The sequence below is a fragment of the Pollutimonas subterranea genome, assembly GCF_002849655.1.
Lineage (GTDB): Bacteria > Pseudomonadota > Gammaproteobacteria > Burkholderiales > Burkholderiaceae_B > Pollutimonas > Pollutimonas subterranea.
This window is the reverse complement of sequence record NZ_PDNW01000006.1, coordinates 127,898-143,627: the sequence shown is the minus strand read 5'-3', so window position 1 is coordinate 143,627 and position 15,730 is coordinate 127,898. Positions and strand designations below refer to the sequence as shown.

15 protein-coding genes are annotated in these 15,730 nt (G+C 57.0%); 7 read left to right on the top strand and 8 right to left on the bottom strand.

Going from position 1 to position 15,730, the window contains the following annotated elements:
- Nucleotides 1-18: 18 nt before the first annotated feature.
- The 6 genes from CR159_RS09380 to CR159_RS09355 all read right to left on the bottom strand — a co-directional run bounded on the left by CR159_RS09380 (nucleotide 19) and on the right by CR159_RS09355 (nucleotide 5,790).
- Complete coding sequence (locus CR159_RS09380) at nucleotides 19-843, bottom strand: SDR family NAD(P)-dependent oxidoreductase (protein ID WP_102073749.1); 825 nt, start codon at nucleotides 841-843, stop codon at nucleotides 19-21.
- On the bottom strand, nucleotides 840-1,565 hold the full coding sequence (locus tag CR159_RS09375) for an ABC transporter ATP-binding protein (RefSeq protein ID WP_102073748.1): 726 nt from the start codon (nucleotides 1,563-1,565) through the stop codon (nucleotides 840-842). The genes CR159_RS09380 and CR159_RS09375 overlap by 4 nt, the downstream gene beginning before the upstream one ends.
- Nucleotides 1,562-2,341 (bottom strand): ABC transporter ATP-binding protein, encoded by a 780-nt coding sequence (locus tag CR159_RS09370; RefSeq protein WP_233208240.1) that lies wholly within the window; start codon nucleotides 2,339-2,341, stop codon nucleotides 1,562-1,564. Before CR159_RS09370 ends, CR159_RS09375 begins: the two co-directional genes overlap by 4 nt.
- On the bottom strand, nucleotides 2,338-3,573 hold the full coding sequence (locus CR159_RS09365) for a branched-chain amino acid ABC transporter permease (RefSeq protein WP_102073747.1): 1,236 nt from the start codon (nucleotides 3,571-3,573) through the stop codon (nucleotides 2,338-2,340). The genes CR159_RS09370 and CR159_RS09365 overlap by 4 nt, the downstream gene beginning before the upstream one ends.
- Nucleotides 3,574-4,518 carry a branched-chain amino acid ABC transporter permease gene (locus tag CR159_RS09360; RefSeq protein ID WP_102073746.1) on the bottom strand — a complete coding sequence of 315 codons (945 nt, stop codon included), beginning with the start codon at nucleotides 4,516-4,518 and terminating at the stop codon, nucleotides 3,574-3,576.
- 84 nt (nucleotides 4,519-4,602) lie between these two features.
- Nucleotides 4,603-5,790, bottom strand: a complete 1,188-nt coding sequence (locus tag CR159_RS09355) for a branched-chain amino acid ABC transporter substrate-binding protein (RefSeq protein ID WP_102073745.1) — start codon at nucleotides 5,788-5,790, stop codon at nucleotides 4,603-4,605.
- Nucleotides 5,791-6,091: 301 nt separating this feature from the next.
- On the opposite strand from CR159_RS09355, the gene CR159_RS09350 reads away from it, so the two are divergent.
- Entirely contained in the window at nucleotides 6,092-6,829 is a 738-nt protein-coding gene (locus tag CR159_RS09350) for an SDR family NAD(P)-dependent oxidoreductase (RefSeq protein WP_102073744.1), read from the top strand.
- A gap of 60 nt (nucleotides 6,830-6,889) precedes the next feature.
- The gene (locus CR159_RS09345) at nucleotides 6,890-7,615 is read left to right on the top strand and encodes a FadR/GntR family transcriptional regulator (protein WP_102073743.1); all 726 of its coding nucleotides are present in this window, start codon (nucleotides 6,890-6,892) and stop codon (nucleotides 7,613-7,615) included.
- Nucleotides 7,616-7,647: 32 nt separating this feature from the next.
- On the opposite strand, the gene CR159_RS09340 is transcribed toward CR159_RS09345, so the two are convergent.
- On the bottom strand, nucleotides 7,648-9,243 hold the full coding sequence (locus CR159_RS09340) for a GMC family oxidoreductase (protein ID WP_102073742.1): 1,596 nt from the start codon (nucleotides 9,241-9,243) through the stop codon (nucleotides 7,648-7,650).
- 3 nt (nucleotides 9,244-9,246) lie between these two features.
- Entirely contained in the window at nucleotides 9,247-10,050 is an 804-nt protein-coding gene (locus CR159_RS09335) for a shikimate dehydrogenase family protein (protein ID WP_102073810.1), read from the bottom strand.
- Nucleotides 10,051-10,187: 137 nt separating this feature from the next.
- On the opposite strand from CR159_RS09335, the gene CR159_RS09330 reads away from it, so the two are divergent.
- The 5 genes from CR159_RS09330 (at nucleotide 10,188) to CR159_RS09310 (ending at nucleotide 15,713) form a co-directional block, all read left to right on the top strand.
- Nucleotides 10,188-10,934: a GntR family transcriptional regulator gene (locus CR159_RS09330; protein WP_102073741.1), complete on the top strand. Its 747-nt coding sequence runs from the start codon at nucleotides 10,188-10,190 to the stop codon at nucleotides 10,932-10,934.
- Between the two features lie 172 nt (nucleotides 10,935-11,106).
- Nucleotides 11,107-12,285 (top strand): ABC transporter substrate-binding protein, encoded by a 1,179-nt coding sequence (locus CR159_RS09325; RefSeq protein WP_439650514.1) that lies wholly within the window; start codon nucleotides 11,107-11,109, stop codon nucleotides 12,283-12,285.
- Between the two features lie 70 nt (nucleotides 12,286-12,355).
- Nucleotides 12,356-13,222 (top strand): branched-chain amino acid ABC transporter permease, encoded by an 867-nt coding sequence (locus CR159_RS09320; protein WP_102073739.1) that lies wholly within the window; start codon nucleotides 12,356-12,358, stop codon nucleotides 13,220-13,222.
- A 12-nt stretch (nucleotides 13,223-13,234) separates the two neighbouring features.
- Nucleotides 13,235-15,016, top strand: a complete 1,782-nt coding sequence (locus CR159_RS09315; protein ID WP_102073738.1) for a branched-chain amino acid ABC transporter ATP-binding protein/permease — start codon at nucleotides 13,235-13,237, stop codon at nucleotides 15,014-15,016.
- A complete protein-coding gene (locus tag CR159_RS09310) occupies nucleotides 15,009-15,713 on the top strand; it encodes an ABC transporter ATP-binding protein (RefSeq protein ID WP_102073737.1) in 705 nt (234 codons plus the stop codon). Before CR159_RS09315 ends, CR159_RS09310 begins: the two co-directional genes overlap by 8 nt.
- Nucleotides 15,714-15,730 lie beyond the last annotated feature (17 nt).

Sequence of the window (15,730 nt, the reverse complement as noted above, 5' to 3'; positions counted from 1 at the left end):
GGACGGATTAATTCGAGTTCAGATATAACTGTAGGCGGACCAGCCGCCGTCGGCCACCGCAACATGGCCGTTGATGAACGAAGCATGTTCCGACGCAAGGAAAAGTGCCAGCGTCGCAATTTCGTGAGGTTCGCCTAATCGGCCAATCGGCGTGCGCCGTGTCAGCGCATCCAGGTCCATGCGCCCGGTGTTGACCAGTTCGTCGACCAGTGCCGTCCTGACGTAGCCCGGCGCGATGGCATTGACCCTGATGCCCAGCTTGCCCCACTCTATGGCAAGCACCTTGGTCAACATGGCAACGGCGGCCTTGCTGGTGCAGTAGGCGGCACGCTCGGGCGCCGCGACGGTGCCGTACATGGATGACATGTTCACGATAACGCCGCGCCCCTGTTCCGCCATATAGCGTCCCGCTGCCTGCGCGCAATAAAAAACACCGTTTACATTGACGTCCATGGCCCTGCGCCAGTCCTCACCGGTCAGCTCAAGCGTGGGGCGGTTCATGGAAATGCCGGCGTTGTTCAACAGAATGTCGATGCCACCAAAGGCGGCATGCGCCGCCGACACGGCGTCGTTGACCGCCGTCTCGTCGTTGACGGCCGCCGCCCAGGTCCGAATCTCGACATCTGGAAACTCGGCCCGCAGCGATTCAACCGCGGCTTGCAGGCCAATGGGGTCGATATCCAGCAACGCCAGGCGCGCCTTGCATGCCGCAAACGCGCGTGCCATGGCCAGGCCGATGCCGTTGCCGGCGCCGGTAATGAAAACGACTTTGCTTGCGAGATCTTCAAAGGATTTGCCTTGCGCCAGCCGACCGAGCATTTCCGCTTTAACGGTATCAGTCATACGGCCAGCCAGTCCTTCAACAATTGCGGGTTGCCAACCAGTTCGTCAGGCTTGCCGCGGAACACGACCTTTCCGTGTCCGATCAAGCATACGTCGGTGGAAATCTTCAACGCAATGGTCAATTTTTGCTCGACCAGAATGACGGAAACGCCGCGACGATGGATATCCTGGATAGCTTCGCCAACCACCGTCACGATCTTGGGCGCCAGGCCCTCGGTCGGTTCATCGATCAATATCAATTGCGGGTTGCCCAGCAATGAACGGCATATCGTCAGCATCTGCTGTTCGCCACCCGACAGATTGCCAGCCTGGGTATTGCGCCGCTCCCTCAGTCGAGGAAAGTAATCGAACATTTCGTCCACGGTCCACGCCGGCACGCCATCACGTGCCCGCTGCATCCCCATAACAAGGTTTTCGTCGACCGTCAGGTTGGCAAATACATCCCGTTCTTCCGGGACATAAGCGACGCCGGCTCGCGCAATTGCGTGAGGCGACAGCCCCGCCATTTCGTACCCGTTCAGCAATGCTTGTCCCGACGTGGGCGGCACCAGCCCCATGATGGCCTTGATAGTGGTCGAGCGCCCCGAGCCATTGCGGCCCAGCAAGCTGACAATCTCGCCCGCCCCCACATCAAACGTAATGCCGTGAAGAATGTGACTTTTGCCATAGTGCGCATGCAGGTTCCGAACCGATAGCAAAGGCGTTGCCCCTGTCTCTTTCATGCCTTTACCTCCGTACCCAGATAAGCTTCCTGTACTTGGGCGTTGTTACGGATTTCGTCCGGCGTTCCGGTTGCGATAACTTCACCATAAACGAGTACGCTGATCCGGTCGCTGAGCGAGAACACAACGTCCATGTCGTGCTCGACGATCATCAAAGAGCGTCCCTGCGAAAGCTCGCGTATCAGTCCGACCGTGTACTCGGTTTCTTCGCGCGACATGCCGGCCATGGGCTCGTCCAGCAACAGCACTTGCGGGTCAGACGCCAGCGACATGCCAATTTCCAGCGAACGCTGCTCGGAATACGACAGCTCGCCCCCCAGCGTATCGCGACAGCGGGTCAGGCGCAGCCGCTCGAGCAGCGCCTCGGTCTCCTGCGTAACCTTTAGGGCACCCGAGATACGCCGCCAGAACGTGTACTGCATGTCATAACGACGCATGACACCAAACCGCAGATTTTCGAAGACGCTCAGCCCGGGAAAAATATTCGTGATCTGGAAGGAACGGGCCATGCCCAGGCGGTTGATTACGCGTGCGTCCAAACCTTGTATGGGCTTGCCATGCAGAAAAATTTCGCCCGAAGAAGGCCGAAACTGCCCCGAAATCAAATGAAACAGCGTCGATTTTCCCGCTCCATTGGGTCCGATAATGGCATGGCGCTCACCCTGGCGCAACTCCAGGTTGACGCCGCGAATAATGTGGGCCTCGCCAAATGACTTGTGAACGTCCCGCAATGTCAGTGCGGGCATGTCGGCTGTGCCGATAGTTGAAGTATTCATTCGGCATTTTCCTCGCGCAGCAACTGCCATTTGCGGTTTACATACAAGACAATCGAAATACCCACCACCAGCAAGACAACAGGAATCAACCAGGTCGCGACCGCACCTGGCAGCCATTGGTGCTCGAGCAGCGTCACCGCCGGCCAATCCGCGCCTTCGATAAGCTTAGACTGATAGTCCATCGCCAAAATCAACGCCAGAAATTCACACAGAAACACGAAACCAGCTGCTGCGACAGCGCATCCGACCACCCAGCCGGACAACACGCCGTAAAGACGGGCAGCGCTAAAGCGCCCACGGTTGCTGCGCCACCATTTGCCTATGCTGAACAGACCAGCAGGCATGAACATCATGACCAGCACAAAGATGACACCCTGATACAGCAGCCAGGTGCGTGTCATGTCGGACACCGCATATCCGAAAAAAGTCATGATGGCCGCGCCCACGGCCGGGCCGAAGAAGGCACCGATGCCGCCAATGTAAGAGTTGAGCACCACCTGGGTCGACAAGGTCATGTCGAACAACACGTAGTTGGCAGCTTCGTTATTCATGGCGAGCAGCGCGCCGGCGAGCCCCGAGAAGGTGGCCGAAATGGTAAAGACCATTGTCCTCAGGCGATGGACGTTGTACCCCATGAACCGGAGCCGGTTGCTGTTCTCGCGCAGGCCGAGGCACAGACGTCCAAGCGGTGTGCGTGTGAAGTAGAACAACAACGCAATACCCAGTACCACCCATGCCAGCGTCAGGTAGTACACCTCGATCGACGTGCCAAAGTCGAAGCCCCAGGCCGGCATGCGCATGGCAGATACGCCACCCTCGCCGCCGAACGCGTCCTTCAGATGAGGCGCCAAGGTATGCAACAGCTCTGCCAGAGCCAGCGTGATCATCGAAAAATAGACACCACTGCGTTTGGTGGAGAACCAGCCGGCAACAATGCCCAGCACGCAGCCCGCCAGCGCACCCAGCAACGGCATGAAGGGCGTTGGAACCAGCCCTGTGCCGTCAAGTGCATTCATTCCGTGTATCGTTGCGAAAGTACCTATGGCAAAGTAAGCGGCATGGCCGAACGACAACATGCCGCCCTGCCCTGCCAACACATTGAAAGCGCTGGCAAATAGCGCTGCGATCAACATCTGTATTGCTGCATTAACCAATGATGCCGACATGAACAATGGCAAAGCCACCAGGAATGCAGACAGCACCAACAGAATAAATAGTGGAGATAGTTTCATCTAAGCGTCCCGGTCGCCCATAAGTCCCGAAGGGCGAAGCAGCAAAATCAATAGCATCAGCAAGAACGGAATCGTCGCCGATAGCGATGACACTTTGAGGGTAAGCAGGCCACCCAGGCTTTCGGCCCATTCGCGCGCGCCGAACAGACCGAACAGGTCGGCCAGGCTGTAGTCGATGCCGACGGCAAAAGACGAAATAAGTCCTATCAGCAACGACGCGAGCATCGCGCCTTCAAGCGAGCCCAGTCCGCCAACCACCACCACCACGAACACCAGCACCCCCAGTTCAAGCGCCATATTGGGATTGGTGGTGTAGAAGGCACCTGCTACAGCACCGGCCAGACCGGCCAAGCCAGCGCCGACCGCAAAGACGCCCATGAAAACCATAGGAACGTTATGGCCCAGGGCTTCGACCATGCGAGGTTTGTAGATGGCTGAGCGCACCACAATGCCCACCCGCGTTCTGGTCAGCAGCAAGTAGATCAGCACAAACATCAGGATGGACGTGCCGCCAATGAGCAAGCGATAAAATGGGTAGTCTGCACCGAAAACCGAAAAGGCCGAGAACGACAAGGAGTCGGGAATCCGGTAGTTGACCGGATAGTTGCCGTAGAACAGCTTGATGAGCTCGGCAATAATGAACGAGACGCCGAAGGTAAGCAGCAACTGGTGCCCGTGTCCATAACGATGAACGCGGCGCAACAGATAGCGCTCGACCAGCGCGCCCAGCACGCCGACAATGAGCGGCGACACAATGATCGCCGGCCAGAAGCCGATCACCTTTTCAAGACTGTATGCCAGATATGCGCCCACCATATAGAACGACGTGTGGGCGAAGTTGAGCACACCCATCATTCCAAAGATCAGGGTCAGGCCCGCCGAGACCATGAACAGCAGCAAGCCGTACACGGTGCCGTTCAATAGCGAAACCGTAAAAAATTCCATAACTACACCTTTCTACAGCGGTGAGTCAGCCCGATAGCACTCACCGCTGCGTTCACCGGACGCAGCGGATCGCCGGCATATTCATCAGGCAGGGCGCTTCATCTTGCAAGTTTTTTCAACGGGGTTTACCGCGGCGGGGCCGGTGAAACGCTGAACGACTTCGAAACCCATGGCCGTATCGTCGGACTTGTATTTCGCTTCTTTCGTAACCTTCGACACTACGATCGGGAGCACCACTTGATGATCTTCCGCACGAATCGATGTTTCGCCCATTGGCGTGTTGATCTTTACTTTTTCAAGATTCAGTGCCAACTGCGTCACGTTGAGTTTTCCGTCTTCAGGCGGCGTGGCCTTTAGAGCCTCAGCAAGCATCTGCACCCCAAACACGGTTTGCGGCTCGATATATGTCGGATAGTGACCCGTCTTGGCCTTGTATGCCTCACCGAACTTTTCGGCCTCGGGGCTCGCTGCCATATTGAAAGCGTGCGAAATGTAGTGGCCCAGCGCCGTTTCACCCGCATTGGCCAAGTTGCCGGGCTGGTCCAGGAACACCGTACCAAAACGCACGTCCAGGCCAGCGCCGCGAGTTGCTTTCATCAGCAAGAGTAAGTCGTTGGACCAGTTACCGGTAATGACTGTCTGTGCGCCGCTTGCCTTGATCTTGCTGGCGTAGGGCGAAAAATCTTGGATGCGGTTGACATCATGCAGGGTGCTCTCCACCACTTCGTACCCACCCTCGTCTGCGAAGTTCTTGATAGAAGCTTCCATATCGCTGCCCCAGGAATAGTTCTGGTTCATCGAATATATCTTGGTGCCAAGGTCGCCCGACTCCTTCATGGCATTAACCAGCGTCTTGACGCGGATAGGGGCATTGGTCGTGAAACGGAAGTGATAGAAGTGACACTTGTTGCCTGTCAGTTCCAGCGCTTCGCCGCCCATGTTCAGGAACAAAACCTCCTTGCCCGGATTGCGAACGTTGTATTTGCGGACGTCTTCAGTAATTTGACCTGACACGGCCGACGAAGAACCCTGGATAATAATGCGCGCGCCGTCGGCAATGGCTGCCTTCACTTTATCCGATGCACCGGCAGGGCCCCCCTGGTTGTCATACTCCGCAATTTCAATGGCTTGACCGTTCCAGCCGCCTGTTTCATTCAAGCGTTCAAACCCGTAATTGGCTGCGCTGCGGTACATCAGGCCGGTTGAAGCCTGTGGCCCGGAAAGAGTTTCAACCAGTGCTATCTTCAACGGAGCGGCCTGCACCGAAGTCATAGCCACAAGACCACACGCCGAAAGCGCCACTGCTAGTTTTGTAAAGTTCACTCCAATATCTCCTCAATCGTTCTAATATGAAAACCAAGTAAGGCGGATGGATACAGCCTTTCAGATTTATGCTCATGTCTGATAACATTTCAAACTTATCAGACATGTTGGATGGAAATTCTACGCGTGGAAAAAATCAGTGTCAAAGGATGTGCCGCCGCGAGGTATCGACTTCCCAATAAATAGAAAATTTCCTTTTAAAAACAATATAGTGGAGCATCTAGGTATTATCCCTAGAGAATGAAAAAGCATGATTTCTTTCGCTGGAAACACAGTACTTATTACCGGCGCGGCGGGTGGTATTGGCCGGGCCGTGGCAGTCAGAATGAGCAAGCTGGGCGCCAATGTGGCGCTTTGCGACCTCAATCTTGAAGCCCTTGAGACCATACATAACGAATTGGACGCAAGCGGTGCGACGGTAAGCGTCCACTGCACCGATGTTTCCGACGAAGCATCCTGCGCAACCACCGTCAGCGACATCGCCGCGCGTTACGGCAACATCAGCCATCTCGTGCATTGCGCCGGTATTTATCCCGAGAAAATGGTCGCGGACATGACGCAGGCCGAGTGGCGCCGCCTGATGAGCATCAATCTGGATGGCACCTTCTATATGTGCCGCGCCGCTATTCCACACTTGGCCGTGAACAGCTCCATCGTCAACCTGGCCTCGATGGCCGGCCATCGGGGCAGCCATTCCCATGCGCACTATTCGGCTTCGAAAGGCGCGGTCGCCAGCTTAAGCAAAAGCCTGGCGCTAGAGCTTGCACCCAGGACGCGTGTCAACGTCGTGTCACCGGGCATTATCGACACGCCCATGGCGTCCGCCCTATTGCAGCAGAAAGGACAGGCCTTGCTTGACAGCACACCGCTCAAGCGTTTTGGGACTGCCGACGAGGTCGCCGGCGCCATCATCTTCCTGTGTTCCGATCTTGCCAGCTTTGTTAATGGCGAAACCTTGCATGTGAACGGCGGGCTGTACATCGTCTGACTGAACCTATAGTTCAGCCGCATACGTCACTTAGCAGATAATCGGAACCGGACCTTCCCTATGGACCAACCACATACCTTGTCACCCACGCAGTCACTTACCACGCCCATTGCCGCATGGCTGAAAGACGAGATTGAGCAGCAGCGGCTCACGCCGGGAAGCAAGCTGCCCAGCGAAAAACAGCTTTGCGAACAATTCTCCGTCAGCCGCTCGGTCATTCGCGAAGCCGTATCCCAGTTGAAGTCGGAAGGTCTTGTCAGCGCCCAGCAGGGCCGCGGCGTGTTCGTGAACGAGCGCGGCTCAAGGCAATCCTTCAGGCTGGACCCGACTCGCCTGGACGACGAGGAAGATGTCGGCTATGTCATAGAGCTACTCATTGCGATTGAAGTGGCGGCCGCGCGGCTTGCCGCGCTGCGGCACACCCTGGACGATCTGAAAAAGATAAAGCGGGCGCTGGTTGGCATGGAGTACGCCATCGTCCATGAGCAACTCGGCGACGCCGAGGACTATGCCTTCCACCAGGCCATCGTCGATGCCGCCCACAATCCGCACTTCATTACGCTCAATGAGTACCTGGAACAGCACATCAGGCGATTGATCCGCAAGGCCCGCAGCAACACCGCCCAGCAGCATCAAGGGCTGGTCGAATGTGTGCAGGAAGAACATCACGCCATTGTTCGCGCTATCGAGGCGCGCGATCCCGATGCCGCGGCCAGTGCGGCCGAAGCGCACTTGCGCAACGCCGCCCAACGCCTCAGCACCTATATGGCGGGCCCGCCGCAATAATCATGTGTTCAGCGGGACAATGAGCCAATCGTTCAAGCCTTTGCGTCCTGCAGAATCATATCGGCGCCCTTCTCTGCCACCATCATGACGGCACCCTGTGTGTTGCCCGACACCATCAGGGGCATGACGGACGCGTCGATAACACGCAGCCCCTCGATGCCACTGACCCGCAAGCGCGGATCCGTGACGGCATCGGGGCCAACGCCCATCCGGCACGTCCCTACCGGGTGATAGATGGTCTGACCCGTGCGGCGCGCGAAGTCCAGCCACTCGTCGAACGTGGTGACGTCTTCGCCCGGATTCATTTCGTGGGATACATAGTGCTGCATGGCCGGCTGCTTGACGATGCGGCGTGCCATCTGCATGCCTTTGATAAGCGATTCGCGGTCTGCCGGCGCATCAAGAAAATTGGGCCGGATGGCCGGACATTCGAACGGACTTGAAGACTTGATATGTATGGTGCCACGCGATTCCGGACGGAGCTGCGCAACACCTATCGTCATGCCGGGCTCCTTATCGAGCACCCGGTTGGCTGCATTGGCATAACTGGCATGCACGAAGAAATACTGTACGTCCGGCGTGGCAAGCTCTGGCGACGTCTTGACGAAGCCGTGCACCAGCCCCGTGCCCAAGGTCAGTATGCCTTTGCGCTGCAGGTAGTATCGGGCCACATGGCCTGCCAGCGACATCCCGCGAGACATCTCGTTTAACGTTATCGTGTTCCTGACCCGCCAGTTCATGCGCGTGGCAAAATGCTCGATGTAGTTTTCGCCCACGCCCTTCAAGGCATGAACAACCGGAATGCCGTGAGCCTGTAGAATTTCCGGATTGCCCACACCCGACAACTCGAGCAACTGCGGCGACTGAATGGCGCCCAGGCATACCAAGGTTTCGCGATTTGCCTTTACGGTGAAATCACGGCCGTCTTTGCGGTAGACCACGCCCGTGCACCGCTTGTGTTCAATGAGCAGACGGACCACATGCGCGTTCGATTCGATCGTGAGGTTCTTGCGCTTCCGGGCCGGCTTCAAATAGCCATCGGCAATGCTCCAGCGCCTGCCCTTATGCTGCAGGACCTGATAATAGCCAAAGCCCTCCTGATCCTGATCGTTGTAATCGTCGTTATACGGCTGCCCGTCTTGGGTGGCGGCTTGCAGGAACGCCTCGGCTATCGGGAAACGCTCTGCCACTTGCTCCAGATGCATGGGACCGTTCTTGCCGCGCCGGGCATTGCCGCCAGCGTAGTTTTCCAGCTTGCGGAAATAGGGCTCGACGTCGCTAAACGCCCACCCCCGCGCCCCGGCCGCCTCCCAGGCGTCATAGTCCTGCACCTGGCCTCGAACGTAGATCATGCCATTGATCAGTGACGAACCACCCAGGCCCTTGCCCCGGGGCACAGCAATGCTGCGGCCATTCACATTGTCTTCGGGTTCGGTCTGAAAGCCCCAGTTGAACCGTGGGTCTGTCATCAATTTGCTGAAGCCGGCGGGTATGGGTACCCACATCGACGACGCATCCCGTCCCGCCTCGAGCATAAGGACGCGGTATTGTCCGCCTTCGGTCAGTCGGTTGGCCAGGATGCAACCGGCTGTACCACCGCCGGCAATAATGTAGTCGTAGTCCGCCATGATTTACCTTGCGGCCGTGACGCCAAGAAATTCTGCCATCAATTCAATCTGGCATGCCAGCATGGGTGCGCCGTAATGCACCGTGCAGCCGCGTTCGCGCGCGGCGTGCAACAGTGCTGTTTCCACCGGTTGCATAATCACTTCACAGACTGTCTGGCTGGCGCTGAGCCTGGACGCATCCAGGGGCAGTGCATCGCCCTCTTTTAACCCTAAAGACGTCGCATTGACCACAATATCGTGACCCGACGGATCGGGCGTACCGATGTTGATGCGGGCTTGTGGGTAAAGGTCCAGGACACGGCTTTTCAGGTCTTCGGCCTTGGCGGCGGTACGGTTGGCAATGGTCAGGCTGCTGACACCATACTGCACCAGGGCGAACGCAATGGCGTTGGCGGCGCCGCCGGCACCCGCCATATAGGCCGTCTTGCCTTCTACATCGTGGCCGCAAGACCGCAGTCCGCGCACGAAGCCTTCGCCGTCCAGCATATGGGCAGTAAGCCGCCCGTCGGGTTCGCGTCGAACAACATTGGCCGCGCCGATCTTGCGGCTTGCCTGGGAGGCGTCGTCGCATAAAGCCAGAATGGCGGTTTTATGGGGAACCGTAACGATAATGCCGCCCAGGTTCTCAAGCCGCTTCAAGCCGTCCAGTACTGCCGCCAAATTCCCGGGCCGCGCATGAAATGGCACGAGCACACCGTCGTAACCGGCCTGGGTGAAATATTCATTCATGCGTTGCGGCGTCTTTACGTGATGAATAGGGTCGGCCAGGATTCCGAACAGCCTGGTTGCACCGGTAATTTCTTTCATGACTTGGCTTCCCATGTTCTTATACAATTTTCCTGCCGATTAATCCGCCCAGCGCGCACGTCGCCTATGGCGCAATAATATATGATATATAATATACATTGCGAATCGCAAATTGACTACAGCCAGGTAAAGCTCTCATGTCCAGCCTAAAACCTGTAAAAAAAGAAAACCTTTCCGTCAAGGTTTACAAGCAAATACGCGAAGCGCTAATCAATGGGCAATACGAACCCGGTGAACGCCTAATCATAGGCGAGCTCGCGGGCGAAATGGGCGTTTCCATCACGCCTGTGCGCGAAGCAATCTTTCGTCTTATCAGCGAGCAAGGCCTGGAAATGCAGGCGGCCACTGCCGTCTATGTGCCGTTTCTCGATTCCGAGCGACTGGCCGAAATCCAGCAGATACGTTTTCATCTGGAAGGCATGGGAGCCGCCGAAGCCGCACTCAAGATCACCACCAAAGAGCTGGACGACCTCAGCGCCCTTCAAGAAGAATTCATCGGCCTGACATCGTCCAATCCCAAACGGGCAAGCTACCTGAACCGGAAATTTCATTTCGCGATTCTTGAGGCCAGCCGGATGCCCATGCTCATCAGCACGGTGGAATCGTTCTGGGTCATCTCCGGCCCCATCCTCAAGATATTCCATGTCAAGACATCCGGACTGGACTACTCCGGCGGGCAACACCGGCACGAAGCCGTACTCGATGCGCTTAAGGCGCGCGACCCCGTCGCGGCAGCCAAAGCCATCCAGGCCGACATCACCTGGGGCGGCAAAATCATGATCGATTGGCTTGCCGAGCGTGAAAAAGAACAGGCCCTGATCCAGTCAATCAAGCCAGCGACCCGAAAAAAGCCAAGCATCTCCCAGGCATTTACGGACCGCTAGGGAAATCCCCGATTCGCTGGCCCGCAGCGATAATTAGAATGATCAGGGAGGCGGTTCCGCCTCCAAGAACATATATCATATATTTTCCCACCCGGAGACATCAGACTCATCCTCCCGATTCCTACCCAATAAAAGCAGGAGCCTATACATGTTCAAGTTGAAGAAAGTAGCCATGGCGTTCGCCGCTTGCGGTGTTCTGGTAACCAGTGCAGCATCCGCCGACGTCAAAGTTGGAGCGGTATATCCGTTTAGTGGCGCACTTGCCTTGCTGGGTCAGGAAAGTTTTCGGGGGCTGGAGCTTGCCGTCAACGAACTCAACGAAGCCGGCGGCCTCAACGGCGAAAAAATCACCGTCCTGAAAGCCGATGCGGTCGATCCGACGCAGGCCGTGTCCGAGACCAAGCGCCTCACGTCCCAAGACGTGGCCGCCGTATTCGGCAGCTATGCATCGGGCATTTCGTATGCCGCCACGCCTGTTACCGAGCTGGCGGGCATCCCTTATTTCGAGCTGGGTGCCACGGCGCACAAGATCACGACACGGAACTATAAATACTTGTTCCGCAGCAATCCCAATACCGCCCTTTATGGCGTGTCGGTCGTGAATGCGCTGCACGAAACCATTGCCCCGGGTACGGGCATGAATAAAGAAAACATCGTTATCGGGATCATCCACGAAGATGGGCCTTATGGCACGGACGTAGCCGCCACCGAGAAGCAGCGCGCCGGCGAATTGGGCTACAAGGTTGCCGAAGTGCTGCCCTATTCCGCCAAGACGGTCGACCTCTCCTCGCTCATACTCAGGCTGAAGGGCGCGGGCGTCAATGTCGTGCTGCATACGGCTTATCAGAACGACGCCATTTTGTTCTTCAGCCAGGCCAAAGCGGCCGGCTTCAATCCCGACATCATTATTGGTGCAGGCGGCGGCTATTCGCTGGCTGACACGGCCAAGGCCGTGGGTGCCGGCATGAACGGCGTCTTCGACCTGGACTTCCCGCAGTCTTCCATCAACCCCGAAGGCGCGCCAGGCCTCAAGAAATTCCTGGATGCTTATCAGGCAACCTACAACAGCGGACCGCAGTCCGGCCATAGCCTGGCCAATTATGTGGGCGCAAAGGCCTTCCTCGAGGCCATGGCCAATGCCAATTCCACCGACGCGGACAAAATCCGCGAAGCCGTGCTCGCCTACAAGAAACCCGCCGGGTCAACTGCCAACGGCTGGGCATTCGCATTCGGTGAAGACGGTCAAAACAACGCATCCACGTTCTACCTGATGCAGTGGCAAGACGGCAAGCTGGTGACGATTGCCCCCGAGAACCTCGCGCTGGGCAAGCCGATCTTCAACAAGAAGTAACGACTGCGGGCTGGAAAAAGCAGGCATCCATCCGGATGCCTACTTTTTTCCTACTTCAAGAGGTTTCAACATGGATATTTTTGTACAGCTGATCATCAACGGATTGTTGCTGGGGGGCGCCTACACCATTATCAGCCTTGGGCTTACGCTGATTTTCGGTGTCGTGCGGGTCGTCAATTTCGCGCATGGCGATTTCCTGATGGTCGGCATGTATATGGTCTACCTGCTCGCCGCCAATTTTGGGCTGCATCCCTATATCGGCCTGGTCCCCGTCGCCGTCATTTTGTTTGCACTGGGCGCACTGACGCAGAAAGTCATCATCCAGCCCTTGCTCAATTCCGATGAACATATACAGATTTTTGCCACCGTCGGCCTGTCCACCATTTTGCTGAACCTGGCCCTGGTTCTCTTCGGTGCAAATGTGTTTCGCGCTTCAGTCGAGACCGGCACCAACGCGATTACGGTAGGCGGCTACACCATGGTTACCGGCCAGATCATCACCTTCGTCATTGCAATCTGCCTGGCCATCCTGTTGCATCTGTTCATGCATCGCACCTATCTCGGCCGCGCGCTACGCGCTGTCGCGCAACATCGTTACGCAGCGATGCTGATGGGCGTCAATGTCAAGAATGTGTATATCGTCGCCTTCGGACTCGGAACGGCTTTTGTCGGCATTGCGGCCGGCTTGCTCGCGCCCCAGTACCCGGTTTTCCCGACAGTAGGCACTTACTTTGTCCTGACCGCATTTGTCATCGTGGTGCTTGGCGGCATGGGCAGCCTTTATGGCGCGGTCGCCGGCTCCATGATCATCGGCGTTGTCGACACACTGGCTGGCTACTACATCGCGCCCGACTTGAAAGAAGTCGTTTACTTCGGCATTTTCCTGCTGATACTTGTCGTGCGTCCGAACGGCCTGTTTGGCTTTGGCACAGAATAAAAGGAGTGCGCCTTGTTTCCTGATTTCCGTAGCCCTAAGGCCTATGTCAGCCTGATCCTGATGGCCATCATGCTCCTGATTCCTGTGATCATGGGCAGTTCCTTCTGGACCAATCTCTTTGTCTTGCTGTTCGTATTCTCGGCCCTGTCCGTCGCTTGGAACATCGTAGGCGGCTACGCGGGGCAGCTGTCTCTCGGTCACGCCGTCTTCTACGGGATAGGCGGCTACACCGCCACGCTGCTCACCCAGAACTTCGGCATTACGCCGTGGATCGGCATGTTCGCAGGCGCCATTATTTCCGGCCTGGTCGCGGTGGTCATCAGTTACCCGACCCTGCGCCTGAAAGGCCCGTTCTTTGCGCTGGCCACTATTGCCATCCTCGAGGTCGTGCGCTTGCTGGTCATTCATGAAGAAAGCTGGACGGGCGGTTCGAGTGGCATCAGCCTTCCACTGAACATCGGCTGGACCTGGATCGTTTTCCGGGAAAAGATCAACTACGTTTATATCGCGTTCTTCCTTTTCGTCATGGTGGTCTGGGCCTCGTGGTACGTCCGCAAGTCCCGCATGGGCCACTATTTGATTGCCATCCGCGAACGCGAGGACGCGGCCAGGGCTGTCGGTATCGCAACCGCCAAAATGAAAATACGGGCCGCGGTGATTTCCGCCATGCTTACCAGCCTGATCGGCACCTTCCACATCACCTACCTGACTTTCGTCGACCCCGCCTCTGCGTTCTCGCTTGAGCTATCGATCCAGATCGCCATGTTTGCGTTGATCGGTGGACTGGGCACGATTTCCGGTCCTATTGCCGGTGCATTCCTGGTCCTGCCCATCGCAGAGCTCGCTCGCGGGTGGCTGAGCAGCGTCGGCAACGGCATGCATGGCCTGGTCTACGGCATTATTCTGGTGGTCGTCGTACTGACTATTCCGCACGGCCTGGCCGGTGCATTCGGCCCCAGAATCGAAAAACTCCTGGCCCGGCTGCCGTATCTGGGCACCCGCCCGGCCAAGCCGACATACCAGCACGACATGGACAGCGGCCATGTCCTGCAACCCGGCAAACCCGTGTTGAAGGCAGAAGGGCTATACAAAAGCTTCGGGGGTTTGCAAGCCACCGACAATGTCTCTTTCGAGCTCTACCAAAACGAGATACTGGCCATTATCGGACCGAATGGTGCCGGCAAAACCACGGTATTCAACCAGATGTCGGGCTTTCTGGCGCCCGACAAAGGCACCGTCTCGCTGGTCGACCGGGATGGAAACTGGACCCATTGCAAGTCCCCCGACGAGTTTGCCCATAAGGGAATGGGCCGCACATTCCAGACGGCAAAGCCTTTCACGGGCTTGACCGTACTCGAAAACATCATGCTCGGCGCCTTCATCAATACGTCTGATCGCGATGAAGCCGAACAGATCGCCGTCGAGGTTGCATCCCAGACAGACCTTACCGCCTATCTGCATACGGAAGCGCGAAACTTGACGGTGGGCGGCATGAAGCGCCTGGAAATCGCTCGCGCACTCGCGATCCGCCCAAAAATCCTCCTGCTCGATGAAGTGATGGCGGGCCTGAACCCTGCCGACCTGGAGAAAGCGGTGAAGATGTTGCGCCGCATACGTGATTCCGGTGTGTCCATATTGCTGATCGAGCACATGATGCAAGCAACCATGGCGCTGTCCGACCGCATTATCGTCATCAATGAAGGCAAGGTACTGGTCAGTGGGCCGCCTAAGGAAGTGGTCGAAAACCCGGCCGTTATCGAAGCCTATCTGGGCAAGGAGTACGCCGATGCTTAAAGTTTCAAACCTGCATTCGGGCTATGGAAAAACGCAAGTCCTCGACGGCATTGACTTCGAAGTCAACAAGGGCGAAATCGTTACGCTTATCGGTGCCAATGGCGCCGGCAAGACCACTACGCTGAAGACGCTATGCGGCGTGATTCCCACCATGTCGGGAAAAATCGAGTTCGAAGGCCGGGACATGACCGGCAGCACCACGTACGACATGGTCGAAACCGGTATCAGCATGATCCCCGAAGGTCGCCAATTATTTCCGAACTTCACGGTTCGGGACAACCTGCTCATGGGCTCATTCAAGCGTAGCGCCCGTCCAATCGTCCAGCAGAAAATGGACGAAGTGCTTCAAATATTTCCCCGCGTCAAAGAACGTCTGAATCAGCTTGCCGGTTCGCTATCCGGCGGCGAACAGCAAATGGTGGCCATTGCACGCGGCATGATGGCCGACCCCAAGCTGCTGATGTTCGATGAACCTTCGCTGGGCCTGTCGCCCATACTGGTGCAGCAGATGTTCGATATTGTCCGCGACATTACCAGCCATGGCGTCACCGTCCTGCTGGTGGAGCAGAACGTGTTCCGAACCTTGCGGCTGGCCGATCGCGGCTACGTGCTCGAGAATGGCGCCATTGTCATAAGCGGGACCGGCGAAGAACTGCTGGGCAACGCCCATATCAAGAAAGCATACCTGGGTCACTGATCCACCAACGAGAAACG

What these genes read in the sequence shown, in the direction of transcription:
- CR159_RS09370 (WP_233208240.1), bottom strand. Translation starts at nt 2,341, where the DNA reads ATGAATACTTCAACTATCGGCACAGCCGACATGCCCGCACTGACATTG.
- CR159_RS09380 (WP_102073749.1), bottom strand. Translation starts at nt 843, where the DNA reads ATGACTGATACCGTTAAAGCGGAAATGCTCGGTCGGCTGGCGCAAGGC.
- CR159_RS09355 (WP_102073745.1), bottom strand. Translation starts at nt 5,790, where the DNA reads ATGACTTCGGTGCAGGCCGCTCCGTTGAAGATAGCACTGGTTGAAACT.
- CR159_RS09360 (WP_102073746.1), bottom strand. Translation starts at nt 4,518, where the DNA reads ATGGAATTTTTTACGGTTTCGCTATTGAACGGCACCGTGTACGGCTTG.
- CR159_RS09310 (WP_102073737.1), top strand. Translation starts at nt 15,009, where the DNA reads ATGCTTAAAGTTTCAAACCTGCATTCGGGCTATGGAAAAACGCAAGTC.
- CR159_RS09345 (WP_102073743.1), top strand. Translation starts at nt 6,890, where the DNA reads ATGGACCAACCACATACCTTGTCACCCACGCAGTCACTTACCACGCCC.
- CR159_RS09365 (WP_102073747.1), bottom strand. Translation starts at nt 3,573, where the DNA reads ATGAAACTATCTCCACTATTTATTCTGTTGGTGCTGTCTGCATTCCTG.
- CR159_RS09375 (WP_102073748.1), bottom strand. Translation starts at nt 1,565, where the DNA reads ATGAAAGAGACAGGGGCAACGCCTTTGCTATCGGTTCGGAACCTGCAT.
- CR159_RS09350 (WP_102073744.1), top strand. Translation starts at nt 6,092, where the DNA reads ATGATTTCTTTCGCTGGAAACACAGTACTTATTACCGGCGCGGCGGGT.
- CR159_RS09330 (WP_102073741.1), top strand. Translation starts at nt 10,188, where the DNA reads ATGTCCAGCCTAAAACCTGTAAAAAAAGAAAACCTTTCCGTCAAGGTT.
- CR159_RS09320 (WP_102073739.1), top strand. Translation starts at nt 12,356, where the DNA reads ATGGATATTTTTGTACAGCTGATCATCAACGGATTGTTGCTGGGGGGC.
- CR159_RS09340 (WP_102073742.1), bottom strand. Translation starts at nt 9,243, where the DNA reads ATGGCGGACTACGACTACATTATTGCCGGCGGTGGTACAGCCGGTTGC.
- CR159_RS09325 (WP_439650514.1), top strand. Translation starts at nt 11,107, where the DNA reads ATGGCGTTCGCCGCTTGCGGTGTTCTGGTAACCAGTGCAGCATCCGCC.
- CR159_RS09335 (WP_102073810.1), bottom strand. Translation starts at nt 10,050, where the DNA reads ATGAAAGAAATTACCGGTGCAACCAGGCTGTTCGGAATCCTGGCCGAC.